Raw genomic sequence first — 25,873 nt, 5'->3', positions numbered from 1 at the left:
GAGCGGCAACATGGCAGCTAAAATCCGTCGTAACGACGAAGTAATCGTTCTTGCTGGTAAAGATAAAGGCAAGAAAGGTAAAGTAACTAAGGTTCTAGCGACCTAGTAAAGTTATCGTTGAAGGCATTAACCTTGTTAAGAAGCACCAAAAGCCGGTTCCGGCTCTAGGTCAACAAGGTGGCATCGTTGAACAAGAAGCAGCTATTGATGCTTCTAACGTTGCAGTTTTCAACGCGGCTACTGGTAAAGCAGACCGCATCGGTTTCCGTATCGAAGATGGCAAGAAAGTTCGTTTCTTCAAATCTAACGGCGAAACTGTTTCTAACTAATTAGAAGTAATTTGGAGTTCTACTATGGCGAAACTGCATGATTACTACAAGTCGTCTGTAGTTGCTGAACTGACCAAAGAGTTCAGCTACTCAAGCGTCATGCAAGTCCCTAGGATTGAGAAAATCACCCTAAACATGGGCGTTGGTGAAGCAATCAACGATAAGAAACTGCTAGAAAACGCAGCAGCTGATATGGCAACGATCTCTGGTCAAAAGCCTCTTATCACTAAAGCGCGTAAATCTGTTGCAGGTTTCAAAATTCGTGAAGGCTACCCAATTGGTTGTAAAGTAACCTTGCGTGGCGAACGTATGTGGGAATTTTTAGAGCGTTTAATCTCTATCGCACTTCCACGTGTACGTGACTTCCGTGGCGTTAGCGCTAAGTCTTTTGACGGACGCGGTAACTACAGCATGGGCGTTCGCGAGCAAATCATCTTCCCGGAAATCGACTACGATAAAGTAGACCGTGTTCGTGGCCTAGACATCACTATTACGACGTCTGCTGCAAACGATGAGGAAGGCCGAGCTCTGCTGGCTGCCTTTAACTTCCCATTCCGTAAGTAAGGTGAAGGGTTACTGTTATGGCTAAACAATCAATGAAAGCGCGCGAAGTAAAACGCGCGAAGCTAGTAGCTAAGTTCGCAGAAAAGCGTTCTGCGCTAAAAGCTATCATTAGCGATGTTAACGCATCAGAAGAAGATCGTTGGAATGCGGTTCTTAAACTGCAATCTCTTCCACGTGATTCAAGTGCATCACGTCAGCGCAACCGTTGCAACCAAACTGGTCGTCCACACGGTTTCCTACGTAAGTTCGGTCTCAGCCGTATTAAAGTTCGTGAAGCTTGCATGAAAGGCGAGATTCCTGGACTTCGTAAGGCTAGCTGGTAATTGCCACTTAATCATTTGGAGTAAATCATATGAGCATGCAAGATCCGATTTCGGATATGCTGACCCGTATTCGTAACGGTCAGGCAGCAAATAAAGTTGCTGTTAAAATGCCTTCTTCAAAGCTTAAAGTTGCAATTGCTGCTTTGCTGAAAGCTGAAGGTTATATTACAGATTTCGCTGTTGAAGGCGAAACAAAACCTGAGCTAGAAGTTACACTTAAGTACTTCCAAGCTAAACCTGTAATCGAGCAAATCAAACGTGTATCTCGTCCTGGTCTTCGTGTTTACAAGAAGAACAACGAGCTACCATCTGTAATGGGTGGTTTGGGTATTGCTGTCGTATCTACTTCCAAGGGTCTGATGTCAGACCGTGCTGCTCGTAAAGCATGCCTTGGCGGTGAAATCATCTGTTACGTAGCTTAATAGGAGTAGACTATGTCTCGTGTTGCTAAAGCACCTGTCGCTATTCCAGCTGGCGTAGAGGTGAAACTAAACGGCCAAGAAGTTACTGTAAAAGGTAGCAAAGGTGAACTTACTCGCGTTCTTAACAGCGCAGTAGTTGTTGCACAGGAAGAGAACAACCTAACTTTCGGACCGAAAGAAGGCGTTGCTAACGCTTGGGCACAAGCAGGTACTGCTCGTGCACTAGTTAACAACATGGTTGTTGGTGTTACCGAAGGCTTTACTAAGAAACTGACTCTTAAGGGTGTTGGTTACCGTGCTGCTATTAAAGGCAACGCTGTAGGCCTAACTCTAGGTTTCTCTCACCCAGTTGAGCACGAGTTGCCAGCGGGTATTAAAGCCGAGTGTCCAAGCCAAACTGAGATCATCATTACTGGTTGCGATAAGCAATTAGTAGGTCAAGTTGCAGCTGACATTCGTTCTTACCGTGAGCCTGAGCCTTATAAAGGTAAAGGTGTTCGTTACGCAGATGAAAATGTGCGTACCAAAGAAGCTAAGAAAAAGTAAGGTAACACTATGGATAAGAAAGCATCTCGCATCCGTCGTGCTACACGTGCGCGTCGTAAGATTGCAGAACTGGGTGCAACTCGCCTAGTTGTACACCGTACTCCGCGTCATGTGTACGCTCAGGTTATCGCATCAAACGGCTCTGAGGTCATCGCTTCCGCTTCTACTGTAGAAAAAGCGATCCGTGAGCAAGTTAAGAACACTGGTAACATCGAAGCAGCTCAAGCAATTGGTAAAGCAATTGCAGAACGCGCTCTTGAAAAAGGCGTTTCTACAGTTGCATTCGATCGCTCTGGTTTCCAATACCACGGTCGAGTAGCGGCGCTAGCAGAATCTGCTCGCGAAGCTGGTCTGAAATTCTAAGGTAGGGTTGGACGATGGCAAAAGAACAACAACAAGCTAGTGATTTGCAAGAAAAGCTAATCGCTGTTAACCGTGTTTCTAAGACGGTTAAGGGTGGTCGAATCATGAGCTTCACTGCACTAACAGTAGTTGGTGACGGTAATGGTCGTGTAGGTTTCGGTTACGGTAAAGCCCGTGAAGTACCTGCTGCGATTCAAAAAGCAATGGAAAAAGCACGTCGTAACATGGTTACGATTTCGCTTAACGAAGGCACTCTTCACCACGCGGTGAAAGGTCGTCATTCGGGCTCTAAGATCTACATGCAGCCAGCTGCAGAAGGTACTGGTATCATCGTGCAGCGGTGCGATGCGTGCAGTACTTGAAGTTGTAGGTGTTCACAACGTATTAGCGAAAGCTTACGGTTCAACTAACCCAATCAACGTTGTTCGCGCAACGATTGCTGGTCTAGTAGACGTTAAGTCACCAGAAATGGTAGCTGCTAAGCGTGGTCTAACTGTTGAATCGATTTCGGAGTAAGAACCATGGCTAATACTATTAAAGTGACTCAAACTAAGAGTTCAATCGGTCGTCTACCTAAGCACAAAGCGTGTCTTAAAGGTTTAGGCCTTCGTAAAATCAACCATACAGTAGAGCTTGAAGATACTCCGTGTGTACGCGGTATGATCAACAAGGTTTACTACATGGTTAAAGTTGAGGAGTAATCAGAATGCGTTTGAATACTCTATCACCGCGCTGCGGGTTCTAAGCCTTCTAAGAAGCGCGTAGGCCGTGGTATCGGTTCTGGCCTTGGTAAAACAGCAGGTCGTGGTCATAAAGGCCAAAAATCACGCTCTGGCGGCAGTGTTCGTCCAGGCTTTGAAGGCGGTCAAATGCCTTTGAAACAGCGTCTACCTAAATTCGGTTTCACTTCTCGTAAGAGCCTAGTGTCTGCTGAAGTTCGTCTAGCTGAGCTAGCGAAAGTAACAGGTGATGTTGTTGATCTAAACAGTCTTAAAGCGGCTAACGTTATCACTAAGAACATCGAATTTGTAAAAGTTGTTCTTTCAGGTGAACTAACGAAAGCTGTGACTGTTAAAGGTCTACGCGTGACAAAAGGTGCTAAAGCTGCAATCGAAGCTGCAGGCGGTAAAATCGAGGAATAATCTCGAGGGATGAGGTACAGATGGCTAAGAAACCAGGACAAGATTTTAACAGTGCAAAAAGTGGCTTAAACGAGCTCAAGTCGCGCCTTTTATTCGTACTTGGTGCGTTACTCGTGTTTCGTGCTGGCTCTTTTGTGCCGATTCCTGGTATTGACGCGGCTGTACTTGCCGATTTGTTCGAACAGCAAAAAGGTACCATCGTAGAAATGTTTAACATGTTCTCCGGTGGTGCTCTAGAGCGTGCATCTATTTTAGCACTGGGCATCATGCCGTATATTTCGGCTTCTATTGTTGTCCAGTTGCTAACTGTAGTTCATCCAGCGTTAGCCGAACTCAAAAAAGAGGGTGAGGCAGGGCGTCGTAAGATTAGCCAATATACGCGTTATGGTACGCTTGTACTTGCAACATTCCAGGCAATAGGTATTGCAACTGGCCTTCCAAACATGGTCAATAATCTGGTTGTTATCAACCAAACCATGTTTACGCTGATTGCGACCGTAAGTTTAGTAACCTGATACCATGTTCTTAATGTGGTTAGGTGAACAAATTACAGAGCGTGGAATCGGGAATGGTATTTCTATTCTCATCTTTGCAGGTATTGTTGCTGGATTGCCTTCGGCAATCGGTCAAACAATCGAGCAAGCGCGTCAAGGTGAACTGCACGTTCTTCTTTTGTTGTTTATTGCTGTATTAGCGTTTGCCGTTATTTACTTTGTAGTGTTTATGGAGCGTGGTCAACGTCGAATCGTCGTTAACTATGCGAAGAGACAGCAAGGCCGTAAGGTTTTTGCAGCTCAAAGTACTCACTTGCCGTTGAAAATCAACATGGCAGGTGTAATCCCGGCAATCTTTGCATCAAGTATTATCTTGTTCCCAGGAACATTGGCTCAGTGGTTTGGTCAAAATGGTGAGAGCAGCGCATTCGGTTGGTTAACTGATGTGTCTTTGGCTCTTAGCCCTGGTCAACCATTGTATGTAATGCTTTATGCTGCAGCGATAATTTTCTTCTGTTTCTTCTATACGGCGTTGGTTTTCAACCCAAGAGAAACAGCAGACAATTTGAAGAAGTCTGGTGCATTCGTACCCGGTATCCGCCCAGGAGAGCAGACAGCGAAGTATATCGATAAAGTAATGACTAGATTAACCCTAGCGGGTGCGCTATACATTACCTTTATATGTCTGATTCCCGAGTTCATGATGGTCGCTTGGAACGTACGTTTCTATTTCGGCGGCACATCACTACTCATCGTAGTGGTAGTTATCATGGATTTCATGGCACAGGTACAGACTCATCTGATGTCTCAACAGTATGATTCTGTGTTGAAAAAAGCAAATCTGAAGGGCTCAGGCCGTTAATTCAGATTTCATTTACGGAGTTTAGCAATGAAAGTTCGTGCTTCCGTTAAAAAAATCTGCCGTAACTGTAAAGTCATTAAGCGCAACGGTGTTGTGCGAGTGATCTGCAGTGAGCCAAAGCATAAACAGCGCCAAGGCTAATTAAGCAGAAATTTTTACTTGAAATATGAGGTATGGTCGAGTATATTCCTCGACCTACCTTTTGCGTGCAAAAGAAGTAGTATCCCGCAACGTATCCTAGACGGGCTTTGTTGCGGATAATTCTTTTACGAAACACTATGGAGTGAATAATGGCCCGTATAGCAGGCATTAACATTCCTGATCAAAAACATGCTGTAATCGCCTTAACTGCGATTTACGGCATCGGTAAGACTCGCTCTCAAGCTATTCTAGCTGAAGTAGGTATTGCTGAAGATGTTAAGATCAGTGAACTAAATGAAGAACAGATCGATCAACTGCGTGATGGTGTTGCAAAATACACTGTAGAAGGTGATCTACGTCGTGAAGTATCAATGAACATCAAGCGTCTTATGGACCTTGGCTGTTACCGTGGTCTTCGTCATCGTCGCAGTCTACCACTACGTGGACAGCGTACTAAAACCAACGCTCGCACCCGCAAGGGTCCGCGTAAGCCGATCAAGAAATAGTCGGGAAGGTAGAGTACAATGGCTAAACAACCAACACGCGCTCGTAAGCGCGTACGCAAGCAAGTTGCTGATGGCGTAGCGCACATTCATGCTTCTTTCAATAATACAATCGTAACCATTACTGACCGTCAAGGTAACGCTCTTGCTTGGGCTACTGCAGGTGGTTCAGGTTTCCGTGGCTCTCGTAAATCCACTCCGTTTGCTGCACAGGTTGCTGCTGAACGTTGTGCTGAAATGGCGAAAGAATACGGTCTAAAGAACTTGGAAGTTATGGTTAAGGGTCCAGGTCCAGGTCGCGAATCTACTGTTCGTGCACTGAACGCTGCTGGTTTCCGCATCACAAACATTGTTGATGCTACACCAATCCCTCATAACGGTTGTCGTCCACCTAAGAAACGTCGCGTATAAACGTATAACGTTTCTGGGATAATTGGAGAAGAATCATGGCAAGATATTTGGGTCCTAAGCTGAAGCTTAGCCGTCGCGAAGGTACTGACTTATTCCTTAAGTCTGGTGTACGTGCGATCGATACCAAGTGTAAAATTGATAACGCACCAGGTGTACACGGCGCTCGTCGCGGTCGTCTATCTGAATATGGCGTTCAGCTTCGTGAGAAGCAAAAAGTTCGTCGTATCTACGGCGTTCTAGAAAAACAATTCCGTAACTATTACAAAGAAGCTGCTCGCCTTAAGGGCAACACGGGTGAAAACCTACTTCAGCTTCTTGAAGGTCGTCTTGACAACGTAGTTTACCGCATGGGCTTTGGCGCAACTCGCGCAGAAGCACGTCAACTAGTTAGCCACAAAGCTATCGTAGTTAACGGTAAAGTTGTAAACGTTCCTTCTTTCAAAGTTTCGGCTAACGACGTTGTTACTATCCGCGAGAAAGCTAAACAGCAAGCTCGTATTAAGGCTGCTCTAGAAGTTGCTGAACAACGTGAAAAACCAACTTGGATTGAAGTAGATGCTGGTAAGATGGAAGGTACATTCAAGCGTATGCCTGAGCGTTCTGACCTATCTGCTGACATTAACGAACACTTGATCGTCGAGCTTTACTCTAAGTAAGGTTTAAACAAAAGAGAGGACACAATGCAGGGTTCTGTAACAGAATTTCTTAAGCCACGTCTTGTTGATATTGAACAGATCAGCACGACACACGCAAAAGTAACTTCTTGAGCCATTAGAGCGTGGTTTCGGTCACACTCTAGGTAATGCACTTCGTCGCATTCTACTATCTTCTATGCCAGGTTGTGCTGTAACAGAAGTTGAAATAGAAGGCGTTCTGCACGAGTACAGCACTAAAGAAGGCGTTCAAGAAGATATCCTTGAGATATTGCTTAACTTGAAAGGTCTGGCTGTTCGCGTTGCCGAAGGCAAAGATGAAGTATTCATTACGCTGAATAAATCAGGCTCAGGCCCTGTTGTTGCAGGTGACATCACCCATGATGGTGATGTAGAGATCGCTAACCCAGAACACGTTATTTGTCACCTAACGGATGACAACGCTGAGATCGCTATGCGTATCAAAGTTGAACGTGGTCGTGGTTACGTTCCAGCTTCAGCTCGTATCCATACTGAAGAAGATGAGCGTCCAATCGGTCGTCTACTAGTAGATGCTACATACAGCCCAGTCGATAAAATCGCCTATGCTGTTGAAGCAGCTCGTGTAGAACAACGTACTGACTTAGACAAGCTTGTCATCGACATGGAAACGAACGGTACTCTTGAACCTGAGGAAGCTATCCGTCGTGCAGCTACTATTCTAGCTGAGCAATTGGATGCATTCGTAGATCTTCGTGATGTACGTGTTCCTGAGGAGAAAGAAGAGAAGCCGGAGTTCGATCCTATTCTACTGCGTCCTGTAGACGATCTTGAACTAACAGTTCGCTCTGCTAACTGTCTGAAAGCAGAAGCGATTCACTACATCGGTGATCTTGTACAGCGTACTGAGGTTGAGCTACTTAAAACGCCTAACCTTGGTAAAAAATCTCTTACTGAGATTAAAGACGTACTTGCATCACGTGGTCTTTCTCTGGGCATGCGCCTAGAAAACTGGCCACCAGCGTCTATCGCTGAAGATTAATCGATACTAGTTAGAAGGATTAGGTCATGCGCCATCGTAAGAGTGGTCGTCAACTCAACCGCAACAGCAGTCATCGCAAAGCGATGTTCAGCAATATGGCTAGCTCTCTTGTACGTCATGAAGTAATCAAGACTACATTGCCTAAAGCAAAAGAGCTACGTCGCGTAGTTGAGCCTTTGATTACACTAGCTAAGACTGACAGTGTTGCTAACCGTCGTCTAGCATTTGCACGTACTCGTGATAACGAAGTAGTTGCGAAACTATTCAACGAACTAGGTCCACGTTTTGCTGCCCGTCAAGGCGGTTACACTCGTATCCTAAAAGCTGGCTTCCGTGCTGGTGATAAAGCTCCAATGGCTTACATTGAGCTTGTAGATCGCCCAGAAGCATCTGAAGAAGCTGCTGCTGAGTAATCAGTAGGTTCGTAAGAACTGAAAAGCCGAGCATTTATGCTCGGCTTTTTTGTATCTGTATTTTGATGAACTTGTTGCGAACGAACGAGAGGCGCAGTCCTTAGTTTATAGTCATCAATTATTGCCAGAGACTGGTTAATGAACTTACAAGTTCTGAGCTCGCACCTTGTGCCCCTAAGTATTCCAAAACGACAGGTGCGAATTGAGAAATCATACTAGGATCAAGTCCGACCGCCGAGAACGCACTTTTCACACCCTCCATACTTTCCACCGATTTTAGCAAGCCACTACTATCTAAAGATGATAGCCCCGGAATGAGTGAGTTGAGCTCAGATACCCCATTACTTCCCAATTTGCTTTGAGCCAAAGAGAGTAATGCGCCTGCGCCAGCAGAGGCTTGCTCGGGAGATACTGATAAGTTATTGGTTAGGTCATTTACGACCGTTGAGTCTTGAAATTGGCTCAATGAACTCGCACTGCTAAGCAGACTATTTGCGGAGCTTGAGTCAATTTCGGGTAAGTCGAATTCGGCCATGGTTGGCAAGGCTAGAAGTGAAAGTGATAATACGAAGGGAAGAGCTTTATTCATAATACGATCCGTTTATTGCATTTGATCGTAAGTTTAGACGAAAAAAAGCAGTGACGAGTCACTGCTTTATTTCTTTATTGCTTATTGAAGATTAGCCTAGAATTTCTAGAAGCTCTACTTCAAAAACAAGAGCTGCAAATGGTGGGATTGCTGCGCCAGCGCCGCGTTCACCGTATGCAAGATCTTGTGGGATACAAAGCTTCCACTTAGAACCAACAGGCATTAGTTGAAGTGCTTCAACCCAACCTTTAATTACGCCAGTTACAGGGAACTCTGCTGGTTGGCCACGTGATACAGAGCTGTCAAAAACAGTTCCGTCAGTTAGCTCACCGTGGTAGTGAACACGTACAGTGTTGTCTGAAGTTGGAATTTCACCCGTACCTTCAGTGATGATTTCGTACTGTAGACCAGATTCTAGAACCGTTACTTCTGGGCGAAGTGCGTTGTCCGCTAGGAATACTTCACCGTCTGCAGCCGCTGCTTTAGCCGCTTCTTGACGTACAGATTCTGCACGTGTGTGTAGGTCTTGTAATGCGTTGTTGATCTCGTCAACTTCGATTTCAGGCATATCACCAGTAAGTGCTGTTGCGATACCTTTAGCGATAGCATCAACGTTAAGACCTTCTAGGCCGCTTCCTGCAAGTTGTTGGCCCATTTGTAGACCAATACCGTAGCTTGCTTTTTGTTCTACAGTTTCTAATTTCACGTCAGACATGACGGTCTCTCTTTACTTATCGAATGAAGCCGAAAGGATACCAGTTCTTAAATAAAACCGGAATGGTCTTAAGAAGTTTTACTATTTAATTTGAGGAAGTTGTAAAACTTGTGACATTAGGCTGCTATAAATAGGTTTTCCTACGATTTTTCTATACTCTGATCGTGGGTTTTCTTAAACTGGAGCCGTTGTGTAGCAGGAGACGGATAGGAATGAATCGTCGTCAAAGGAAAAAGCAGAAAAGCGATCCCTTACAGTCGGTTAAGGCCTTATGGGCAAACATAGACTTTTCAAAAATCAAAACAACGATTATAGCCCAGAGTTTAGTGCTTAAAGAAAAGACCAGTACGTTTTGGTTGGGCTTACCTCGGTTGCATCGTCGTTTATTGAGCGTTATAGCCCCTGTTGTGATTGTACTATTACTTTGGCCTTCAAGTGATAGCGATGTGACGCAGCCAAGTCCTACTAATCAGCGTGTAACGGTCAGTGTCAACACTCAGTCATTGAGTGAACAAAGCGGCGCTGTCCAATCAGAAGAGACGGTTGAGACACAATGGCATGAATATACGGTGAAGAAAGGCGATACGCTTGCGCAAGTTTTTCGTAAAAACCAATTGCCGATGGCAGATCTGAACTCTCTGGCTCGTGTTGAAGGTAGCGACAAACCGCTAAGCCGAATTAAACAAGGGCAGCTTATTCGCTTCAAGTACAGCCAAGAGGGGCAGCTAGATATCTTGCAGATCGAAAAAGGTGAGCAATCGGTGATGTTCTTTCGCCTATCTGATGGCGGTTTTGGACGCAGTAAGTAGTAAAATTAGGCTGACGCTATCGCGTCAGTCTCATGTCGATATGTGGGATATCGTCTTCTAAATATTGCTCTGAACAAGCTAAAAAGCCGTGTTTTCCATAGTAGGCTTGGAGATGATATTGAGCACCGATCATGATATTTTCATCGGGCCATAAGCGGTGACATTCTTGGATTGCATGGTCAATTAGAATGTGACCCAATCCATTTCCGCGATGGCTTTCTTTGGTCGCAACTCGCCCAATGCTCACATTATGGTAGCTGGCCCCTTGAGGTAGCAGTCTTGCGCAGGCGACAAGTTCATCCTCATCGTAGCCAAGCAATTGGTGCACGCCTTCTTGGTGATCTTTATCATCGAGCTCTGGGTAGGGACAAGTTTGTTCGACAACAAACACATCAACTCGCAATTTTAATAGTTGATACAACTCAAGTGTGCTTAATTCATTAAATGTCTTTGTTTTCCAAGTCAGCATTCATCTATCACCTATACCAGATCAGCATGTAGAGTAAACCGGATAAAATAAAAAAGCCACGCATCAGCGTGGCTTAATAGCGAACAATGAGCAATTATTTTTGTAGGTCTATACGATAGACAGCAAAGCCAACGTCATCCGTCGCGACTTTCTCCATTGGATATTGCCCCTTGTCTTTAATGAATTGTGCCGCTTTGTCAGAAGGTGATGTTTCAAAGCGAACATCAACTTTTACTTTTGATGTAATCGGCGCAAATGTCCAGTTGTTATCAGCACTAGGTGTCACTTCCCCTTTTTCTTTACTGATCTTAGAGATGTAATTCGCCACAATGGTGCGGTTTTCATCTGGAGAATCAAAGGCGATAAACTCACTGCCTGTTCCCGGGAACTTGTTACTGTATGCACGATAGTTGTTGGTGGCGACAATAAAGGTCTGACTCATATCGATAGGCTTGCCTTGATACGTCAAGTTGACAATGCGCTCGCTGTCTTCACTCCGTGGTTTACAGTTGCCATCGTAACGAGCCGGTTGAGTCACGTCGATTTGATAGGCTACTCCGTCCATAACATCGAAGTTATACGTGCGGAAGTCATCCCAATCAATGAGAGACTGTGGCTGGTCAGTGGTAATATCAATTTGTTTAAACTGTCCAGCAGAACACTCTAGCCATTCCTTGACTTCTTTACCTGACATTTTTAATGCCACTAGCGTATTTGGATATAGATATAGATCGGCGGCATTTCGGAAAGTCAGTTGGCCTGACTCAACTTCAGTAAAGTTAGCGGGGTCATTTTTTCGACCGCCAGCTTTAAATGGCGCCGCAGCTGAAAGTACTGGGAGACCATCCAAGTCAGGGTCGCCTTGGATCATGGTTTCGACATAGTCTTTTTGTGCAAGGTTGACGATTTGCACCGTAGGATCATCTTGTACTAATGCTAGGAAGCTGTACATGACATCATTGGCTTTGCCAATTGGCTGGTTAACGAAGTCACGAGTGGCATCATGGTCATCTTTTACTGCACTTACGATCCCTTTATCGGCATCAACCATGGCTTTTTTATTGTTGGCATCATAGATAGGGCGAGCTTCAGTTTGTGCGTTCGTGACTTTCCAGCTATCGCCTGCTTTCTCTAACATTAAGTCCATTACACCCACATGGCTGCCCCAACGGCCTGGCATGACGGCAGCAACGCCATTGATGGTACCTTTTTGGTTATCGACACCTTGAATATTGTCAAAGCCTTTGCCTGGAAATACCGAGTGAGAATGCCCAAATGCAATCGCGTCGATACCTTCTACTTCCGATAGGTAATACGTAGAGTTTTCCGCACCAGTTTTGTATGGGTCACTGGATACACCAGAGTGAGGGATGGCGATAATAATATCAGCTCCCTCTTTTTTCATTTGAGGAACAAGCTTTTCAGCGGTTGCTTTAATGTCTTTGGCAAACACTTTACCTTCGAGGTTTTTCTTATCCCAAACCATAATCTGCGGTGGAACAAATCCGATATAACCTATCTTAACTTCTTGCGATTTTCCGTCATTGTCTATGAAGGTATGAGTTTTGATGAGGTAAGGCTTGAAGTAGTGTTCCCCTGTTTTCTGGTCAAACACGTTGGCACTGACGTAAGGGAAATTAGCTCCCTTTAATGTCGCAGCGAGAAAGTCGAGTCCATAGTTAAATTCATGGTTACCAATGTTCCCTACGTCATAATTAAGCTGATTCATCGCTTTATAGACAGGGTGAACATCACCCTCTTTGACCCCTTTAGCTGCCATGTAGTCACCCATTGGGCTACCTTGAATAAGGTCTCCATTATCGACTAAGACACTGTTAGTGACTTCCTTGCGGGCTTCTTTAACCAAAGTGGCAGTTCGAGCTAAGCCGATCTTTTGTGAAGGCTTGTCTTTGTAGTAGTCGTAATCCATCACATTCGTATGAATGTCGGTTGTCTCGATTATTCTAAGCTTAATCTCATCGGCCATAACTGGGCCCGCTATTGCAAGCATGCCGCTAAGAACGGCGATCGAAATCGGTTTCACTGCCACTTTCATCTTTATATCCTTTTTATGGAAGTTTGTTTCAAAACATGCTTATTGTATCAATTTGTTATGAAAGTTATTTTTCATACATAGATAAAGTGTGATCTAAATTGGTTGTTATTGTGATATTTGGCTCGCAAGTCTCATCTGCACACTTTGCTGTTAACCATAGTTCCTGTGAACCCGCCTTGCGTTGTTCGGTGTAGCAAAAGTCTCAAAATTCATCCTATAGTGGTTTTTGGAATAAAAAATGAAATTTTAGAATTTCCGGTAATATAGCCAGTTGGTCATAATGCCATCATCAGAGACGCGATGGACCGCCACAATGGATCAGCCTTTTAAGCAAATTACGAAATTGAAAATGACGCCTCAATTGGTGATGAGTTCACAAAAACCCAAATTGCAAACTTCGATACTTAAATCTGGCGAAGTGGCGTTGGTCGGTGCTGGTCCAGGCGACCCTGAGTTGTTGACCCTCAAGGCTCTTAATTATTTGCAGCAGGCAGATGTCGTTTTATATGACTACCTAGTGTCTGATGAAATAATGGCATTGGTGCCAGAAAGTACGGTTTTGGTGTGCGTTGGCAAACGAGCTGGGCATCACAGTGTACCTCAGGAAAAAACCAACCAGTTACTCCTCGAGTTTGCTCAAAGTGGTCATAAAGTGGTTCGAATTAAGGGGGAGACTCTTTTATGTTTGGCCGCGGTGGTGAGGAACTGCAAGTGTTGGCGCAAGCAGGTATTTCGTTTCAAGTGATTCCAGGTATCACCGCAGCGGCGGGGGCAACCGCTTATGCGGGAATTCCTCTTACCCATCGTGATTACGCGCAATCCGCGTTGTTTGTGACTGGGCATCTAAAGTCCAACAGTGACGACATGGATTGGTCGACACTTGCACGCCCTAAGCAAACGCTCGTGATTTATATGGGATTGATGAAATCCGACCATATTCAGCAGCAATTGGTTCTCCATGGAAGAAGCCCAGAAGTGCCTATTGCCATCATTGAACGTGGCACCCAACAGACGCAGAAAGTCTTTGTCGGTCAACTTAAAGATCTTGCGGATCTGGCGACAAATGCACAGGCACCATCATTGATCGTAGTAGGCGAGGTCGTTGAATTAGCGAAAGATCTTGCTTGGTTTGGTGAGGCATCGACTCAAGTACTCAAAGTTAAGAGTGCATAGGAATTCAGTCTGGTAGAGGTTTAATGGCCTTTACTCGCAAAAAAGGAAGCACAACAAATGGATCAAGAAAGACTCACTCACCTCAAACAACTGGAAGCGGAGAGTATTCACATTATTCGTGAAGTCGCTGCCGAATTCGATAATCCGGTCATGATGTATTCGATCGGTAAAGACTCTTCAGTCATGTTGCATCTGGCTAGAAAAGCGTTTTACCCGGGGAAAATACCTTTTCCGTTATTGCACGTCGATACGGATTGGAAATTCAAAGAGATGATTGAATTTCGTGATCGTACGGCGAAAAACTATGGCTTTGAGCTTTTGGTACATAAAAATCCAGAAGGTATGGCGATGGGGATAAATCCATTTGTGCATGGTTCTTCAAAACACACGGATATCATGAAAACTCAAGGACTCAAGCAAGCGTTGAACCACTATGGATTTGATGCGGCGTTTGGTGGGGCACGTCGTGATGAAGAAAAATCCAGAGCGAAAGAGCGCGTTTACTCATTCCGCGACAAAAATCATACTTGGGATCCAAAGAACCAACGCCCTGAATTATGGAAAACTTATAACGGGCAGATCAACAAGGGTGAAAGCATTCGCGTTTTCCCTCTTTCAAACTGGACGGAACTGGATATCTGGCAATACATCTACTTAGAAGGCATTGATATTGTACCGCTTTACTTGGCTGCTGAGCGACCAGTGGTGGAACGCGATGGCATGTTAATCATGGTTGATGATGAACGAATGGACATTCGACCAGATGAAAAAGTAGAGAACAAAAGCGTCCGCTTTAGAACACTCGGTTGTTACCCACTTACCGGAGCCGTGGAATCGGAAGCGGCGACGTTGACGGAAATTATTGAAGAAATGCTGGTTGCGACATCCAGTGAAAGACAAGGTCGTGCGATCGACCATGATCAGTCTGGATCAATGGAGCTTAAAAAACGTCAGGGATATTTCTAAGGATCGAAGGGACACATTATGAATAGCGCAGTAGAAGCACAACTTGCCGAGCTAGGCATTGAGGGATACCTCAATCAGCATCAACACAAATCCTTACTTCGATTTCTGACCTGTGGTTCAGTGGATGATGGTAAGAGTACGTTAATTGGGCGCTTGCTCCATGATTCCAAGCAAATTTATGAAGATCAGTTAGCTGCGGTTCACTCAGATAGCCAACGCGTCGGGACGACAGGGGATAAGCCTGACCTTGCGCTGTTAGTTGACGGTCTGCAAGCTGAGCGCGAACAAGGTATTACCATTGATGTGGCTTACCGTTATTTTTCGACTCAAAAGCGAAAGTTCATCATTGCCGATACTCCAGGGCATGAACAATATACTCGCAACATGGCTACCGGGGCATCGACCTGTGATTTAGCGGTGATTTTGGTGGATGCCCGTAAAGGCATGTTAGATCAAACTCGTCGCCACTCCTTTATCGCTAGCCTGTTGGGCTTAAAGCACTTTGTTGTTGCCGTAAACAAAATGGACTTAGTTGATTTTTCCCAGCAACGATTTGAATCCATTCGTGATGATTATTTAGCTTTTTCAGAAAAACTAGGTAAAGGGATTGATATTCAAATTATTCCTTTGTCTGCGCTTGACGGCGACAACGTGGTTGAGCCCAGCGAAAACATGCCTTGGTATCAAGGAAAGCCGCTTTTAGAGTTGCTTGAGAATGTCGATATCGATCAAGACAGACGCTATGGGGAATTCCGTTTTCCTGTGCAATATGTCAGCCGTCCAAATTTAGACTTTCGCGGTTTTGCGGGGACGATTGGCTCGGGCGAAGTTCGAGTTGGTGATGAAATTAAGTCACTACCATCAGGAAAAACATCCACCATCGAGAGTATTGTCACGTTTGATGGAAACTTGGACGTAGCCTTTGCTGGACAAGCGGTCACGCTAACATTGAGCGATGAAATTGATATTAGCCGAGGTGATTTGATCGTTAAGCAAAACGCTAAGGTAACGTCTTCCAACCGATTGCTTGCCGATGTGGTTTGGATGACAGATGACGCACTGGCGGCGGGAAAAACGTACGACATCAAAATTGCTGGTAAGAAAACCCAAGGTCAATTAGAGGCGGTGCGTCATCAGTACGACATTAATACGCTCGCATCATTTGAAACTGAAACCTTACCTCTTAATGGTATTGGCTTGTGTGAGTGGTCACTTACTGAGTCTGTAGCCATTGATAACTACGATGTGGTTCAAGATACCGGAGGCTTTATTATCATTGACCGCCTGACCAACGTGACGGTTGGCGCTGGCTTAGTGCGTGATGCGTTAGCAGAGCAAGAACGTTCACCTAAAGAGCGCATAGGTGCTTTTGAAAGTGAGTTGAAGGCGTTAATTATGAAGCACTTCCCTGAGTGGGACGCAAAGATTTAACGTGCAACCACGGTGTGGTGAATGATGGTTTATACGGTCGATGATCGAGTCAGAAGAATGACAGTTCAATCGACCGCATAACCGCTATCGAGGATAAGGATTATGTGGGAACAGGGAGTCGTCTTAGCGCTATTGATGTCAATCATTAGCTGCTTAATCGCAACTCAAATTAAACCTAGCCTTATTTTCGCTGGTGCGGCGTTCATCGCTTTCATTAGTGGTATGACAGAATTAAGTGTCATTGCCACTAACTTCACTAACTCATCATTATTGACGTTAGTGCTGTTGATTATGTCGTCTGCCGCTTTAGAGAAAACACGCTTGATTAGCTGGGTAAGCCGTTCTATTGCAACCGGAAGGCTGGGGTCGGTGGTCGCCAAACTGGGGATTTCTACGGCCCTGTTGTCGTCGTTTACCAATAATACTGCTGTCGTGGTATCGCTTATCGGGGCGATTAAACGTAACCAACGCCATGCGCCTTCTAAATTACTCATTCCTTTGTCTTATGCGGCCATCTTGGGGGGAACACTAACGCTCATAGGAACCTCAACCAACCTGATCATTAATAGCTTTGTTGAAGATGTAGGATTACCGAGTCTTGATTTTTTTGCACCCACTTGGATTGGTTTGAGTGTCTTAGTTGGTGGTGTCATTATTCTGATTCCACTGAGCTACCTATTACCAAACTACGATGATGATAATCAAGATGAACTGCCGTACTTTTTAGAAGCTAGGGTTGAACCAGGCTCACCCCTTGTGGGTGGCAGTATTGCTGAGAATAACTTACGTGCATTAAGAAAATTGTTTTTAGCGGAAGTGGTACGCGATGGTGACACGCTTGCTTCAGTTGGGCCCGATTTTGTGTTGAAGGCAAAGGATAGGTTGTTATTTTGTGGTGACGTAGAGAGTGTTAATACTCTGCAAGAAATCAATGGACTGACGTTTTTTGGACAGCACCATTTAAATGGTCAAAACCTTCTTGAAGTCGTGGTGAGTTCCTCGGCTACGTTTTGTAATAAAACGCTGAAATCGAGTCATTTTCGTGACAAGTTTGATGCGGTAGTTGTAGCTATTCGCCGTGGGCACGAACGTTTGGAAGGCGGGTTAGGAAACATTGTTTTGCAAGCGGGTGATACTTTGGTTTTAGCGCCTGGAAAACGTTTTGACGATGAAAGACGTAAGTATCGTAAAGAGTTTGTCTTAGTGAATGACTTAGATTCAAGTGCCCGATTGGATATAGCAAAATCGAGTTACGTGTTGTTGGGTTTTGTTGCGGTAATAGCGTTAGCTCTGACTAACATTTTGCCGATTATTAAAGGGCTCGCGCTATATCTCATCGCGATTCTTGCGTTTGGTATCGTTAATATCGGTGAATTAAGACGACGTTTTCCTACCGACATTGTGGTGATTGTTGGTTCCGCGTTATCTATTGCTCAATTGATGATCTCAACGGGCCTATCTGTACGGATGGGCGAGATGTTTATGGAGTTGTTTAACGGTTGGGGAGTCTTTGGGGCTTTAGTGGCGACTTATCTAGTGACCTTAATTCTTACGGAGCTGATTACCAATAACGCCGCAGCGGCTCTCGCTTTTCCTATTGGCTACAGTATGGCAGTGGGCTACGGCGTAGATCCGATGCCGTTTATTATGGCGGTGTTATTTGGCGCTAGTGCAAGTTTCATTTCACCGTATGGTTATCAAACTAACTTATTGGTGTATAGCGTTGGTAATTACCAACTTAAAGATTATCTGCGAATAGGCATCCCTATTTCTATCGTGTATTCGGTACTGGTATTAGCGCTTATTCCGTACTTCTTTCCATTTTAATATTGATGAGAGTGACTATTAAGGATTTATATGTCGGACATTACTTTAGATAAAGACGAGAACGTGATCTGGCATCAGCATTACGTCACCAAATTGCAGCGTTCAGAATTAAAGCAGCAAAAGCCAGTTGTATTATGGTTTACCGGACTTTCTGGTGCTGGGAAGTCCACGGTTGCGGGGGCATTAGAAACGGAGTTACTTCGTTTGGGTCACCACACTTACTTACTGGATGGGGATAATGTTAGACACGGTTTGTGTCGAGATCTTGGCTTTTCGCAACAAGACAGACGTGAAAATATTCGCCGTGTTGGTGAGTTAGCAAAACTGATGGCGGATGCTGGATTAATTGTACTTTCTGCCTTTATCTCTCCTCATAGAGAGGAGCGCGCGTTAGTGAAATCACTGCTTCCTGAAGGGGAGTTTTTAGAGGTGTTTGTGGACGCGAGTCTAGAGGTTTGTGAATCAAGGGATCCTAAAGGCTTGTATAAGAAAGCACGAGCAGGCGAGATCGCTAACTTTACTGGCATTGATTCTGAATATGAACAACCTATAGGCCCAGACATTCATCTTCAAGCGAGCGAGAAAAGTGTCGCATTGTTGGTGGCCGACTGCTTAGCAGTACTTAAAGAAAAAGGGATCATTGGTTAATCCCACCCGATTACTATTCAGGCGATGATTTTATTCCATGTGATGACTTTATGTAAAAGGGCCAGGCTAGGTGGGTAAGGAATAGGGGGCACACTCTATTCCTTTGTATTCCTTTGTATCCCATGTTAGTGATGACTGACTATCATTAGACCTGGTGGTGAAAAGATGACGTTACTTCACCCGCGACAGTAAATTTTCTGTTGAGCAAATTCACCAGTTTCTCTTGGTAATGAGTATTACCGCGATGCCCTAACAGCTGGCATAATTCATTCCCTGTTGGAGTAAAGCGATAGTAGGTTAGCCGAATACCCTTTAGCTTCGATTGCAGCTGAAACTCGCTTCCCTGGTAGTTGAGTTTCAATGCAGGCTCTTGTGCTATCTCCCCTGATTCCAGTTCTGTGCCTAATAAAATCCCCAATTCTATGAGCAATAATAGGCTTGAATATGGCAGGTTAAACTCACCTAGGCTCAGTTCATCGAAGCTCTCTCTTTTTGAAAAGCTAAAGAGTCCCGCATGATGTTTGATCCCTAGTAGTAGCTTTCGGCTACTGTCTGCACCAAAGCTGCACGCAAGAGAGGCGGCTCGTTGCAGTGTTTGAGCTTCTTTTGGTGTCATATCCCTAAGCGTTTTTAGTGCTTTCATTGAGGTGGATCCGGGATTAGTGACTTCTCTTTTGAGCACTTGCGCCCAGAGCTTTTGCATGGATGTATTATGAATATCCTGAGCCATATCAAAAAAGCGCAATAGCCAATCAAAATCGGGTTCGCTGGATACTTCGCTGTTACATGCTTGAAGTGACAACTTGACGATTTGCTCCAGGTTTTTTTGTCGTTGCTCTTTGCGCTGTTTGTCTCGTTGTATTGCTCGTTCAAAAACACTTTTGCTGGGGGACTCTTCACCGATGAGAGCATCAAGCAAGTGGGTTTGAGCAATGGCTCGGATACGACTCGCACTGTCACGCATATGAGAACTCTTTTTCTGAGTTTGCTCATTACGCGCGGATGTCGCCTCAATGATTGGAGATGGACTGCTGGTCGTTACATTGCTCATAGTCATACACTTGGCAGGTTGAATGAGAGTTTGGGATGAAAGATAAATTTAACGAGGTTTTGCCAATATGACTAGCGCTATTTGTGTGAGCTATTTTCCGATTTAACAATTAGAGCGGGTATGTTGTAAAAATACCTAGGCTAAATGATAAATATTTGTTAAATTTAGTGAGTAAGTAAGGGGGGCGTTATGCGGCACTCAGGAGAACCTAAACTCAAGAAACATATCTCGACGGTATTGTTACTAGGCGTCTATATCGGCGTGCTAGCGTATCTTTCAACCTATATCAGTTAAATACTATACGCTAGCAAACCATCCATTTTCGTTACGCAGTTTTTTGTTGCGTATTTGTTATGTGCATTCTAGTTATCATCGTAATCTTCAATATGGAGACCTTCAATTAAGTAACCTGTCTCGGCAAGTTCAGAATTGATGGTCTCTGTCTTCAGTGTTCCTACCACATAAATGACATCCCATAGACGATGCACTGGTGCGCCTTGTTTAAATTTCACATAAACGATTTGGTTTGGCGGTGGTGGTGGTACATGTATGCAAGCACCAAAATAGGGCACCAACAAAAATTCAGTCACGGTATCTTCATCGCCTTCTAGGGGGACGACAAAGCCTGGTATTTTTACTGTGCTGCCATTAAGCTCTTGACGAACGGTGCCCACTTTTGACTGTTCCATTTGCCCACCAGAGTGATTGGTTATAGGCATACCGACAGCATCAAACTGATTTCGCTCCGCTTCGGGGATTAAATCGATCCAATCAAGTTTCAGCACTTCGCTATCGGTATTTTCGCTACCTTGAGCGAGTGCTGGTGGTAGACATAAGCCCAGAGTCAGCATAATGACACAGCTTATGCGAGTGAATATTGTCATAAAGATCTCGTTATACTCGGATGGTCATACCATCACTTAAAGATTGTTGATAGGCACGTAATGCAGGGAAGAAGCCGATAAGGATCCCCGCCAGCTGCACAAAACCAAGTAGTAGCCATTCATGCTGGCTGATGCCTGATAAGGTTATACTAATACCATATTGTGACGCAATGATGGGGCTCGCAATGGCAAGTAGACCGTAAGTGCCTGCAACCCCCACTATTATACCGACCGTTGTTAAAGCCGTTGCTTCACTGACCAATAAGGCAAAAACATGTCTCGGTCTTGCCCCCATTGCCCGCAGAATCGCCATTTCACGTCGACGCTCTTGCAGGCTGGTTAATAAGCTAGATAACATTCCCATCAAACCAGCAACCACAACAAAAATAGAGACCATTAACAGAGCTTGCTCTGCCACGCTCATTAACCCCCAGAGTTCATGTAAGGCGATACCAGGCATGATGGCGCTTAATGGCTCTTGTTTGTAGGTGTTGATTTGTCTTTGTAGTGCAAATGTTTGAATTTTACTGTTTAGCCCAACTAGCATTGCAGTAATTTGTTTGGGTTGGAAGTCCAGATTTTCTAATTGTTTTTTACTCGGGGCATTACCCAAGTTAGCCCCTGTTTCCCACCCTACGTGTATGGCTTCGATAGCACCGAGTGAGACATGTACAGTTTTGTCTACGGGTGTCCCAGTTGGAGCCAAAACACCGACGACTTTAAAAGGGAGGTTATCATGGCGGCTGAAACTCACATCGCTAATACCATGAGCAATAATGATTTCACTGCCAATCTTATAGCCTAATGATTTTGCCACGTCTGAGCCGAGAACAGTTTCAAATACACTATCAAAAGCACGACCTTGGCTAAAGGTCAAAGCCTGCTTTTTGCCGTACTGATAGTGCTCAAAATAACTGTGATTGGTGCCCATGACTCTAAAGCCTTTATGCGAATCTCCAAGAGAGATAGGAATCGCCCATTTGACGGCTTTGTGCTGACTAAATTCCTCAAAGCTTCGCCAATCAATATTGTTCGTGGCATTACCAATGCGAAATACCGAGTAGAGCAATAAGTTGATTTGGCCTGACCGTCCTCCGACGATTAAATCGGTGCCAGAAATAGTATTAGCAAAGCTACTTTTTGCTTGAGTACGAATACGTTCGACGCCCATTAATAAGATAACGGAAATTGCGACGGTGAGTATGGTGAGTATGGCGGTGGTTTTGCGATTGAGCACGCTTTTCCAAGCCAGTTTTAGGGTGATACTCATGATGACCTCGCCTGATTTAAAACAGTCAAATTGGCACTGCGACTAAACAGTGGCTCTAAACTTGGATCGTGGCTAACGAATACCATGGTTGAGTTTGCTTGGTTTGCTTGGTCCATTAGCAGTGTAATGAAGGCTTCGCGATTATCATGGTCGAGGGCGGATGTGGGTTCATCAGCAATGAGTATTTCTGGTTGCCCGATTAACGCGCGCGCAGCCGCCACCCTTTGCTGTTGACCGATACTTAGCTCAACAACAGGCTTCATCCATAGCTGTGGGTCAAGGTGCAACTGTTGTAGTAAGTGCTTAGCCTCGTTTTGCAGTGTACCTGACACTTTATTTCGTCGGTGCTGAGAAAACTCACAAGGGAGCGTGACATTATCAACAACCGACAGATAAGGGATTAGGTTAAATTGTTGAAAAATATAACCAATATGATCGGCTCGAAAACGATCTCGGTGCCGTGATGGCAACTGGGTCAAGGATTGCCCTAGTGCTTTTACCTCACCAGAGTCGGCAGTATTAATACTCGGTTAGTAGGCTTAATAGTGTCGACTTTCCGCTGCCACTTGGCCCTTTTAAAAATAAGTGCTCACCTTGCTCGATGATGAGCTCTGGGATATCGATGGTGGGCGGCTGGTTTTTTTGCCAGCAAAAAGAAACATTGCTGAGCTCAATTACACTCGTCATAAAAACCTCACAAGATATGCCCCGAGCGAAAGCTCAGGGCAGCAGTTAACTGAGTCGAATCCGTTAAAATTGAATCGTAGTTGACGTGGAGTTGAGCTCACTAGCAGATTGAGCATTATCGGTTAATAGGTTGACGGATACTTTCTCGGTTGATGGGAAGTGAGTAAACCATTGGGTTTCAATTGTTGAGAGGTCAGATAGGTTTGAACAGCTAAATTGGTATTGCACGGTAAATTCGCCGTGTCCATCATGCTGGTCGTGGTCGTGGTCGTGGTCGTGGTCGTGGTCGTGGTCGGCATGTTTCTCATGGTCATGATGCTCATGGCTGTCATGCTCGGCGTGTTTCTCATGGTCGTGGTGCTCATGGCTGTCATGTTCGGCGTGTTTCTCATGGTCATGATGCTCATGGCTGTCATGCTCGTCATGTTCCTCATGGTCGTGATGCTCATGGCTATCATGCTCAGCGTGTTTCTCATGTCCATGTTCTTCATGGTTGTCATGCCCGCCTAGCCCGTGTTCAACATGAGTATCAACGAGTGTACAGCCTAGCGAGCTTGGTAGGGTAAAGATCTTGTCCGCTTGGGCCAATAAGGCTTCAGCGTTAGCAAGTGTCTTCTTCTCGGCTTCACTTTTCGCATTATGCTCAAATCCGACAACATCGGCGCCCGGTGCTGTAATTTCGAATAATAAGTCTTGGCCGTCTTGAGCGATGTTCATTGCTACTTGTCCATGGACATGAGCGTCATGTTGACGAAACTCGTCATTTGCGACAGCAATAGGGGAAGCGATGATAGCGGCGAGTAAGGTCATACGTAATTTCATGGTGATTCCTAATAGGTAAAATATTGAGTGAAAATAGGGATGTATACGTTAACTTATCATCGGTGGAGAGCGTGCTGAAACAGACAAAGGAGGTTGATTTTCCACTTCATTGAAAGACGGTAAAGTGGTATCTGGAGTCAAGGTTGGAAGTTGAATGGCTAAGCTAGAGGTCGGGATAGAATGTGAGCCTTTGCCATAAAGCGCACACTGGTGATGCAGATGATCGCTATGTTGATCATAGTGATGTTCGATGGAAATAAAATTAATAGCGAGTAGAAGTAAAGCCAATGCGAGAGCATGATACAAGGGTGTATCTGATGTAACGGTATGGGTTCGTAACACGACATGAACTCTCGATTTAAATTCAATTGTTATAGTATAACAATTGAATTTTTTTCCCAGATGAATGGTGAGGTTTATTTACGAGGGAATAAGCAAGGGAGAAAGGGACTCCCTTGCGGTGGTTTCACTTATAGGTTTTGTTTGATTAGCCCTAAAACGGTGTTAACTTCTTCGTCACTTAACACCCCTTCTTTTACGAATAGTACTTTCCCGGATTTATCTTGCACAATAATAGCGGAGCTTTCAGCTTCTAACTGCCATGCACTTGCCACCAGTCCATGTTCATCAAGTACCATGGATGACCAAGGAAACTCTTTCTTGCTGTCTTCTGCCGAGGATTTTACGAATGATCCCGTTCCCCACATTGCATCGTCTTGGTTGATCACTGTTGTTGTTTGATAGCTGTCTTCTGGGAATTTTTCATCAGTAATGGCTGCCATGAGTGGAGCGTTCATTTTTTTCGAGCTGCTACGTCCTGCAATAGCCTGAATCACGCGTACTTTTCCGAGCATTTGTGCACTCTTCCATGCGCTATAATTGATGGTGTCGCCTTCGAGTAAAAGCTCACCGTGAGCATCGACGGAGACGGAACGTGCTGCTGAGCCAACTTGTACATTGGTCGCAAATGCGAGTGTTGGCAGACAGAGTAACGTTAAAGAGAGGAGAGACTTTAGTTTCATTGTGATATTTCCATATTATTATTTGATAATCGCGATAACCATAGGTGAACCTTAGGTTAACTACAACTTGTCACTGTTAATTTGACCAAGACATGTACTGAACTTGATAAAATCATCACAAGCATAACAGTGATTTATAACTTGTTGCAAAGATGTTAATTTCATTTTGTCTAATGCGAAAGTTCAGGTATACTTGTCAATAGACGCAAAAGATATTGCGAGGCACCGCAAAAAAGCGCTGCAAGACGACATTTACTCAAATGGATATTGAGGTTAGGTTATGCTAAGAAAATTTACGGTTTATCGTCCTAAACAGATCGCAAAGTTTGTAAAAACGTTATTCAAAGGGCAATTTTTTATTGCTGGTCTTGGATTGTTTATGTTCGACAATGGCAAGGTGTTACTTCCGGGGATGGAAGACAGACGTAAACTGGATGCCTTTAAAGAGATTAATGGTGAGATTGCTGCGTTAGCGATGTAAGCAGTCTAGACCAAACAATAAAAAATGCCTCAGACTTGTCTGGGGCATTTTTTTTACGCTAATCTAGCATGCTGCCTATTTTTATTGAGGAGGGAAGCAAACGCCCGTTCCGCTTATACCGCAATAGCCATTGGGATTCTTTGCTAAATATTGCTGGTGGTAGACTTCAGCAAAATAGTAATGGTCAGAGAGTCGAATCTCGGTTTGAATGTCGCCTTTATTGCCCAGCGCCTGCTGAAATTGCTGTTTAGTGGCTTGTGCTAGTGTTAGCTGTTTGTCATCGTCGCAATAGATAGCAGAGCGGTACTGCGTGCCCACATCATTACCTTGACGCATTCCTTGAGTCGGGTCGTGTTTTTCCCAAAATACTTTGAGAATAGCCGTGAGCGTCGTGAGTTTGGTGTTATAGACAATACGCACAACCTCAGTATGTCCAGTCATGCCTGAGCACACTTCTTCGTAGGTTGGGTTGGGTGTATAGCCACCCGCGTAACCGACAGAGGTGCTCGTGACGCCAGGGAGTTGCCAAAAAACACGTTCTGCTCCCCAAAAACAGCCTAAGCCAACTATAATACTTTCTTCATGCTCTGCTAAAGGAGCGGTGATATCATTGTGGTATATAAAGTGTGGTTCCATTATGGCGATGGCATTTGCTCTGCCAGGAAGCGCTTCTGCTTCTGAAATCATGTCCGTTTTTCGCATAGGGATTCCTTCTTAGTCGACTATCGGCCGTGTGGGTAACGAAATATTGTATGAAAAATGATACTTTTCTATGGGTATGAGTTG

At 44.6% G+C, this 25,873-nt stretch carries 26 protein-coding genes and 8 pseudogenes; 23 read left to right on the top strand and 11 right to left on the bottom strand.

What is annotated here, in order from left to right:
- Positions 1-10: 10 nt before the first annotated feature.
- The 16 genes and pseudogenes from rplX to rplQ all read left to right on the top strand — a co-directional run bounded on the left by rplX (position 11) and on the right by rplQ (position 8,187).
- Positions 11-329: pseudogene (gene rplX / locus AC0L66_RS16365) on the top strand (50S ribosomal protein L24).
- Between the two features lie 24 nt (positions 330-353).
- Positions 354-893: a 50S ribosomal protein L5 gene (gene rplE, locus AC0L66_RS16360; protein ID WP_250619391.1), complete on the top strand. Its 540-nt coding sequence runs from the start codon at positions 354-356 to the stop codon at positions 891-893.
- Between the two features lie 17 nt (positions 894-910).
- Positions 911-1,216 (top strand): 30S ribosomal protein S14, encoded by a 306-nt coding sequence (rpsN, locus tag AC0L66_RS16355; RefSeq protein WP_265677363.1) that lies wholly within the window; start codon positions 911-913, stop codon positions 1,214-1,216.
- Between the two features lie 29 nt (positions 1,217-1,245).
- A complete protein-coding gene (rpsH, locus tag AC0L66_RS16350; RefSeq protein ID WP_265677364.1) occupies positions 1,246-1,638 on the top strand; it encodes a 30S ribosomal protein S8 in 393 nt (130 codons plus the stop codon).
- 12 nt (positions 1,639-1,650) lie between these two features.
- Positions 1,651-2,184: a 50S ribosomal protein L6 gene (gene rplF, locus AC0L66_RS16345; RefSeq protein ID WP_265677365.1), complete on the top strand. Its 534-nt coding sequence runs from the start codon at positions 1,651-1,653 to the stop codon at positions 2,182-2,184.
- Between the two features lie 9 nt (positions 2,185-2,193).
- Entirely contained in the window at positions 2,194-2,547 is a 354-nt protein-coding gene (gene rplR, locus AC0L66_RS16340) for a 50S ribosomal protein L18 (protein WP_250619389.1), read from the top strand.
- 14 nt (positions 2,548-2,561) lie between these two features.
- A pseudogene (gene rpsE / locus AC0L66_RS16335) lies at positions 2,562-3,063 on the top strand (30S ribosomal protein S5).
- Positions 3,064-3,068: 5 nt separating this feature from the next.
- Entirely contained in the window at positions 3,069-3,248 is a 180-nt protein-coding gene (gene rpmD / locus AC0L66_RS16330; RefSeq protein ID WP_102471327.1) for a 50S ribosomal protein L30, read from the top strand.
- Between the two features lie 5 nt (positions 3,249-3,253).
- Positions 3,254-3,689, top strand: a pseudogene (gene rplO / locus AC0L66_RS16325) (50S ribosomal protein L15).
- 20 nt (positions 3,690-3,709) lie between these two features.
- Positions 3,710-5,045: pseudogene (gene secY, locus AC0L66_RS16320) on the top strand (preprotein translocase subunit SecY).
- Between the two features lie 27 nt (positions 5,046-5,072).
- Complete coding sequence (gene rpmJ / locus AC0L66_RS16315; protein WP_000868186.1) at positions 5,073-5,186, top strand: 50S ribosomal protein L36; 114 nt, start codon at positions 5,073-5,075, stop codon at positions 5,184-5,186.
- Positions 5,187-5,335: 149 nt separating this feature from the next.
- Entirely contained in the window at positions 5,336-5,692 is a 357-nt protein-coding gene (gene rpsM / locus AC0L66_RS16310) for a 30S ribosomal protein S13 (protein WP_102471324.1), read from the top strand.
- Between the two features lie 18 nt (positions 5,693-5,710).
- Positions 5,711-6,100: a 30S ribosomal protein S11 gene (gene rpsK, locus AC0L66_RS16305; protein WP_001118870.1), complete on the top strand. Its 390-nt coding sequence runs from the start codon at positions 5,711-5,713 to the stop codon at positions 6,098-6,100.
- 35 nt (positions 6,101-6,135) lie between these two features.
- A complete protein-coding gene (rpsD, locus tag AC0L66_RS16300) occupies positions 6,136-6,756 on the top strand; it encodes a 30S ribosomal protein S4 (RefSeq protein WP_265677369.1) in 621 nt (206 codons plus the stop codon).
- A 24-nt stretch (positions 6,757-6,780) separates the two neighbouring features.
- Positions 6,781-7,774 (top strand): annotated as a pseudogene (locus AC0L66_RS16295) (DNA-directed RNA polymerase subunit alpha).
- Positions 7,775-7,800: 26 nt separating this feature from the next.
- Positions 7,801-8,187 carry a 50S ribosomal protein L17 gene (gene rplQ / locus AC0L66_RS16290; RefSeq protein WP_031493230.1) on the top strand — a complete coding sequence of 129 codons (387 nt, stop codon included), beginning with the start codon at positions 7,801-7,803 and terminating at the stop codon, positions 8,185-8,187.
- Positions 8,188-8,305: 118 nt separating this feature from the next.
- Here the strand turns inward: rplQ and AC0L66_RS16285 are convergent, their stop codons facing one another.
- Both AC0L66_RS16285 and AC0L66_RS16280 read right to left on the bottom strand, forming a co-directional pair.
- Complete coding sequence (locus AC0L66_RS16285) at positions 8,306-8,776, bottom strand: DUF2780 domain-containing protein (protein WP_473567939.1); 471 nt, start codon at positions 8,774-8,776, stop codon at positions 8,306-8,308.
- A 91-nt stretch (positions 8,777-8,867) separates the two neighbouring features.
- The gene (locus tag AC0L66_RS16280; protein WP_265677375.1) at positions 8,868-9,491 is read right to left on the bottom strand and encodes an FKBP-type peptidyl-prolyl cis-trans isomerase; all 624 of its coding nucleotides are present in this window, start codon (positions 9,489-9,491) and stop codon (positions 8,868-8,870) included.
- 212 nt (positions 9,492-9,703) lie between these two features.
- Between AC0L66_RS16280 and AC0L66_RS16275 the strand changes: the two genes are divergently transcribed.
- Complete coding sequence (locus AC0L66_RS16275; protein ID WP_473567937.1) at positions 9,704-10,300, top strand: OapA family protein; 597 nt, start codon at positions 9,704-9,706, stop codon at positions 10,298-10,300.
- Between the two features lie 16 nt (positions 10,301-10,316).
- On the opposite strand, the gene AC0L66_RS16270 is transcribed toward AC0L66_RS16275, so the two are convergent.
- Both AC0L66_RS16270 and cpdB read right to left on the bottom strand, forming a co-directional pair.
- The gene (locus AC0L66_RS16270) at positions 10,317-10,769 is read right to left on the bottom strand and encodes a GNAT family N-acetyltransferase (RefSeq protein WP_473567935.1); all 453 of its coding nucleotides are present in this window, start codon (positions 10,767-10,769) and stop codon (positions 10,317-10,319) included.
- Between the two features lie 94 nt (positions 10,770-10,863).
- Positions 10,864-12,825, bottom strand: coding sequence for a 2',3'-cyclic-nucleotide 2'-phosphodiesterase (gene cpdB, locus AC0L66_RS16265; protein ID WP_473567933.1), 1,962 nt, complete (start codon positions 12,823-12,825; stop codon positions 10,864-10,866).
- 349 nt (positions 12,826-13,174) lie between these two features.
- On the opposite strand from cpdB, the pseudogene cobA reads away from it, so the two are divergent.
- From cobA to cysC, 5 genes and pseudogenes are all read left to right on the top strand, one after another.
- Positions 13,175-13,998: pseudogene (gene cobA, locus AC0L66_RS16260) on the top strand (uroporphyrinogen-III C-methyltransferase).
- Positions 13,999-14,034: 36 nt separating this feature from the next.
- A pseudogene (gene cysD / locus AC0L66_RS16255) lies at positions 14,035-14,964 on the top strand (sulfate adenylyltransferase subunit CysD); the annotation flags it as partial.
- Between the two features lie 18 nt (positions 14,965-14,982).
- A complete protein-coding gene (gene cysN / locus AC0L66_RS16250) occupies positions 14,983-16,395 on the top strand; it encodes a sulfate adenylyltransferase subunit CysN (protein WP_265677379.1) in 1,413 nt (470 codons plus the stop codon).
- 102 nt (positions 16,396-16,497) lie between these two features.
- On the top strand, positions 16,498-18,222 hold the full coding sequence (locus tag AC0L66_RS16245; RefSeq protein ID WP_265677380.1) for an SLC13 family permease: 1,725 nt from the start codon (positions 16,498-16,500) through the stop codon (positions 18,220-18,222).
- Positions 18,223-18,252: 30 nt separating this feature from the next.
- Positions 18,253-18,870: an adenylyl-sulfate kinase gene (gene cysC / locus AC0L66_RS16240; RefSeq protein WP_473567931.1), complete on the top strand. Its 618-nt coding sequence runs from the start codon at positions 18,253-18,255 to the stop codon at positions 18,868-18,870.
- A 145-nt stretch (positions 18,871-19,015) separates the two neighbouring features.
- Here the strand turns inward: cysC and AC0L66_RS16235 are convergent, their stop codons facing one another.
- The 6 genes and pseudogenes from AC0L66_RS16235 to AC0L66_RS16210 form a co-directional block, all read right to left on the bottom strand.
- Positions 19,016-19,921, bottom strand: coding sequence for a TIGR03899 family protein (locus AC0L66_RS16235; protein ID WP_265677382.1), 906 nt, complete (start codon positions 19,919-19,921; stop codon positions 19,016-19,018).
- Between the two features lie 362 nt (positions 19,922-20,283).
- Positions 20,284-20,805: a DUF3299 domain-containing protein gene (locus tag AC0L66_RS16230; protein ID WP_473567929.1), complete on the bottom strand. Its 522-nt coding sequence runs from the start codon at positions 20,803-20,805 to the stop codon at positions 20,284-20,286.
- 10 nt (positions 20,806-20,815) lie between these two features.
- Entirely contained in the window at positions 20,816-22,075 is a 1,260-nt protein-coding gene (locus tag AC0L66_RS16225) for an ABC transporter permease (RefSeq protein ID WP_473567928.1), read from the bottom strand.
- Positions 22,072-22,762, bottom strand: a pseudogene (locus AC0L66_RS16220) (ABC transporter ATP-binding protein). The gene AC0L66_RS16225 and the pseudogene AC0L66_RS16220 overlap by 4 nt, the downstream one beginning before the upstream one ends.
- Before the next feature lie 63 nt (positions 22,763-22,825).
- Positions 22,826-23,584 (bottom strand): zinc uptake protein ZrgA, encoded by a 759-nt coding sequence (zrgA, locus tag AC0L66_RS16215; RefSeq protein WP_473567926.1) that lies wholly within the window; start codon positions 23,582-23,584, stop codon positions 22,826-22,828.
- A 470-nt stretch (positions 23,585-24,054) separates the two neighbouring features.
- Positions 24,055-24,606 carry a YtfJ family protein gene (locus tag AC0L66_RS16210; RefSeq protein WP_265677391.1) on the bottom strand — a complete coding sequence of 184 codons (552 nt, stop codon included), beginning with the start codon at positions 24,604-24,606 and terminating at the stop codon, positions 24,055-24,057.
- Positions 24,607-24,886: 280 nt separating this feature from the next.
- On the opposite strand from AC0L66_RS16210, the gene AC0L66_RS16205 reads away from it, so the two are divergent.
- Positions 24,887-25,087 (top strand): DUF1107 family protein, encoded by a 201-nt coding sequence (locus tag AC0L66_RS16205; RefSeq protein ID WP_265677392.1) that lies wholly within the window; start codon positions 24,887-24,889, stop codon positions 25,085-25,087.
- A gap of 81 nt (positions 25,088-25,168) precedes the next feature.
- On the opposite strand, the gene msrA is transcribed toward AC0L66_RS16205, so the two are convergent.
- Positions 25,169-25,789, bottom strand: coding sequence for a peptide-methionine (S)-S-oxide reductase MsrA (gene msrA / locus AC0L66_RS16200; protein ID WP_265677393.1), 621 nt, complete (start codon positions 25,787-25,789; stop codon positions 25,169-25,171).
- Positions 25,790-25,873 lie beyond the last annotated feature (84 nt).

The sequence above is a fragment of the Vibrio sp. GJ43-1 genome, from assembly GCF_055808835.1.
Note: the sequence above shows the minus strand (reverse complement) of the source record. Positions and strands in the feature narration are given on the sequence as shown.

Bases quoted from the DNA above. Each gene is read 5' to 3' on its own strand.
- AC0L66_RS16285 (WP_473567939.1), bottom strand. From the start codon at position 8,776: ATGAATAAAGCTCTTCCCTTCGTATTATCACTTTCACTTCTAGCCTTG.
- rplQ (WP_031493230.1), top strand. From the start codon at position 7,801: ATGCGCCATCGTAAGAGTGGTCGTCAACTCAACCGCAACAGCAGTCAT.
- AC0L66_RS16245 (WP_265677380.1), top strand. From the start codon at position 16,498: ATGTGGGAACAGGGAGTCGTCTTAGCGCTATTGATGTCAATCATTAGC.
- rpsM (WP_102471324.1), top strand. From the start codon at position 5,336: ATGGCCCGTATAGCAGGCATTAACATTCCTGATCAAAAACATGCTGTA.
- rpmD (WP_102471327.1), top strand. From the start codon at position 3,069: ATGGCTAATACTATTAAAGTGACTCAAACTAAGAGTTCAATCGGTCGT.
- zrgA (WP_473567926.1), bottom strand. From the start codon at position 23,584: ATGAAATTACGTATGACCTTACTCGCCGCTATCATCGCTTCCCCTATT.
- AC0L66_RS16275 (WP_473567937.1), top strand. From the start codon at position 9,704: ATGAATCGTCGTCAAAGGAAAAAGCAGAAAAGCGATCCCTTACAGTCG.
- msrA (WP_265677393.1), bottom strand. From the start codon at position 25,789: ATGCGAAAAACGGACATGATTTCAGAAGCAGAAGCGCTTCCTGGCAGA.
- AC0L66_RS16210 (WP_265677391.1), bottom strand. From the start codon at position 24,606: ATGAAACTAAAGTCTCTCCTCTCTTTAACGTTACTCTGTCTGCCAACA.
- rpmJ (WP_000868186.1), top strand. From the start codon at position 5,073: ATGAAAGTTCGTGCTTCCGTTAAAAAAATCTGCCGTAACTGTAAAGTC.
- rpsH (WP_265677364.1), top strand. From the start codon at position 1,246: ATGAGCATGCAAGATCCGATTTCGGATATGCTGACCCGTATTCGTAAC.
- AC0L66_RS16225 (WP_473567928.1), bottom strand. From the start codon at position 22,075: ATGAGTATCACCCTAAAACTGGCTTGGAAAAGCGTGCTCAATCGCAAA.
- cpdB (WP_473567933.1), bottom strand. From the start codon at position 12,825: ATGAAAGTGGCAGTGAAACCGATTTCGATCGCCGTTCTTAGCGGCATG.
- AC0L66_RS16235 (WP_265677382.1), bottom strand. From the start codon at position 19,921: ATGAGCAATGTAACGACCAGCAGTCCATCTCCAATCATTGAGGCGACA.
- AC0L66_RS16230 (WP_473567929.1), bottom strand. From the start codon at position 20,805: ATGACAATATTCACTCGCATAAGCTGTGTCATTATGCTGACTCTGGGC.
- rpsN (WP_265677363.1), top strand. From the start codon at position 911: ATGGCTAAACAATCAATGAAAGCGCGCGAAGTAAAACGCGCGAAGCTA.
- AC0L66_RS16280 (WP_265677375.1), bottom strand. From the start codon at position 9,491: ATGTCTGACGTGAAATTAGAAACTGTAGAACAAAAAGCAAGCTACGGT.
- rplF (WP_265677365.1), top strand. From the start codon at position 1,651: ATGTCTCGTGTTGCTAAAGCACCTGTCGCTATTCCAGCTGGCGTAGAG.
- cysN (WP_265677379.1), top strand. From the start codon at position 14,983: ATGAATAGCGCAGTAGAAGCACAACTTGCCGAGCTAGGCATTGAGGGA.
- AC0L66_RS16205 (WP_265677392.1), top strand. From the start codon at position 24,887: ATGCTAAGAAAATTTACGGTTTATCGTCCTAAACAGATCGCAAAGTTT.
- AC0L66_RS16270 (WP_473567935.1), bottom strand. From the start codon at position 10,769: ATGCTGACTTGGAAAACAAAGACATTTAATGAATTAAGCACACTTGAG.
- rpsD (WP_265677369.1), top strand. From the start codon at position 6,136: ATGGCAAGATATTTGGGTCCTAAGCTGAAGCTTAGCCGTCGCGAAGGT.
- rpsK (WP_001118870.1), top strand. From the start codon at position 5,711: ATGGCTAAACAACCAACACGCGCTCGTAAGCGCGTACGCAAGCAAGTT.
- rplE (WP_250619391.1), top strand. From the start codon at position 354: ATGGCGAAACTGCATGATTACTACAAGTCGTCTGTAGTTGCTGAACTG.
- cysC (WP_473567931.1), top strand. From the start codon at position 18,253: ATGTCGGACATTACTTTAGATAAAGACGAGAACGTGATCTGGCATCAG.
- rplR (WP_250619389.1), top strand. From the start codon at position 2,194: ATGGATAAGAAAGCATCTCGCATCCGTCGTGCTACACGTGCGCGTCGT.